The sequence below is a fragment of the Bacillus sp. CGMCC 1.60114 genome (assembly GCF_042676365.1).
In the GTDB taxonomy this organism is placed as follows: domain Bacteria; phylum Bacillota; class Bacilli; order Bacillales; family Bacillaceae_G; genus Bacillus_A; species Bacillus_A rhizoplanae_A.
In genome coordinates this window covers 1-1812 of the sequence record NZ_JBHTHG010000075.1, presented here as the reverse complement: position 1 = coordinate 1812, position 1812 = coordinate 1, and the positions used below count along the sequence as shown (strand labels likewise).

2 protein-coding genes are annotated in these 1812 nt (G+C 38.7%); one reads left to right on the top strand and one right to left on the bottom strand.

Annotated elements, in window-relative coordinates; translation table 11 throughout:
• A partial coding sequence (locus ACFQZ1_RS11670) for a collagen-like protein (protein WP_377882345.1) occupies positions 1–552 on the top strand: 552 nt, incomplete at its 5' end.
• 350 nt (positions 553–902) lie between these two features.
• Here the strand turns inward: ACFQZ1_RS11670 and ACFQZ1_RS11665 are convergent.
• Positions 903–1331 carry a helix-turn-helix domain-containing protein gene (locus ACFQZ1_RS11665; protein ID WP_377882344.1) on the bottom strand — a complete coding sequence of 143 codons (429 nt, stop codon included), beginning with the start codon at positions 1329–1331 and terminating at the stop codon, positions 903–905.
• Positions 1332–1812: the final 481 nt, after the last annotated feature.

Below are 1812 nucleotides of genomic sequence, written 5' to 3'. Positions count from 1 at the left end.
CCATCAGGTGGTCCACCTGGTCCAACGGGGGCAACAGGTTCGACAGGAGCAACGGGACCATCAGGTGGTCCACCCGGTCCAACGGGAGCAACAGGTTCGACAGGTCCACCCGGGGCAGTATTAGATTTTGCGGATTTTTATGCGTTGATGCCTCCTGATAATGCTACAACTGTTGCAATTGGTGGAGATGTAGATTTTCCAAGAGATGGGCCTTTTAGTGGGGGGGGGATTGCCCGTACTGGTGCTGATACATTTAATTTGTCTGCAATCGGTATTTATCAGGTCTTATTTCAGGTGAGTGTGAACGAAGCGGGTCAATTAGTTTTAACTCTTGATTCGGGAGCGGGAGCTGTTGAATTAACTTATACGGTAGTTGGTCGAGCAACCGGTACTTCTCAGATAGTAGGAATGGCTCTTGTGCAAACATCAGTCATCAATTCAATACTCACTGTACGGAATCCTGCTAGCGAATCCACAGCACTAACAATTACTCCTCTGGCTGGAGGAACAGAGTCTGTTTCAGCACATCTTGTTATTACGCGACTTATATGAGAACAATGAAAATTGAACGCCCAGATATATGGGATTAATAATTTTACTACGGAGAACGCCAATTATGTAAAAAAGCTAGTTTGGATCTAGCTTTTTCTTTTTTTTGTTTACAAGCATCTGTTCTTCTTATTTACGATGATTTGAATGTATACTTTTGTCATTGATTTTGGGAATGAGTAAAGTGCAATAAAATAAAGGGAATGAATGTAAACAAATATTTAAAAGTTTACATTCAAGAATAAGAAAAAGGTTTGAGTATCTAAAATTGTGATTAAGTAGGGATTTAATAAAGACGACAGAGATCAGATAATGTTGAGCCACCTGATCGCTGTCGTTTTTAATTTTTAAGTTTAATTAAAAAATTTCTTCTTGTTATTTTTGATGTAGTTAACGACAATTACAAAGTAAATAATAGCTATGAGATTAATTATGCTTAATGTTAGACCTGATGGATTGGACCAGGGAAGTACAAAAAGCCAAAATACTACTAAAATTGAACTCAATACGTATATCCATTTGAATGGATTTGTCATTTTTAATTCCCCCATTTTCCCTTCTTTGATGATTTTATCTTTCAAGCAATCATCTCCTTTAATTAATTCATCAATGCTAATGTTGAATAACTCACTTAATGTAATAAGTGTTTCAATATTTGGATAACCTTTTTCAAGCTCCCATTTAGAAATCGATTGTCTGCTTATGTTTAATTTAAGTGCTAATTCTTCTTGTGATAAGTTGTGTTTTAAGCGTTCTTCTTTTAGTTTTTTATAAAACTCCATGATTTCAACTCCTATAATCTTATTTTTATTACAGCTTATAAAAATTGGTAAGAATCGCAAAGTAGAATGATGTAACTTAAGAGTAGCAAAGGTTTGGAATAGGTGGTTGCATGTGTTGGTCAATCAAAACGGACCTAGCGAAGCGAAGGGAGTATTTGACTTGACCAACTGGACTACACCCAAACCCTCTTGGCATTGAACAAACTACAGTTTGTTCCTGCCAACCGGCGAGGGAGCCCCTCAAGGATTGAGGGGTTGGGGAGTTCGATTGATGGGGTCAAGGGGAAGAGTTCCCCTTGTAGGTTCGGACAAAGTCCGAGGTTTTTGCCATGCTAAGCATGGCTCGGCAACGCCGAAAAGCGTCGCAGACCCCTATCGATTTTGATGCGTTAGCGTCAAAATACGTATAGGGTTACGTTAATTGACTCCATTTCGTCGCTTTGCTAGACTTATGGTATCAATTAATCTAGGGGAAGTGGGT

Coding starts and splice junctions, on each gene's coding strand:
- ACFQZ1_RS11665 (WP_377882344.1), bottom strand. CDS start 1,331: ATGGAGTTTTATAAAAAACTAAAAGAAGAACGCTTAAAACACAACTTA.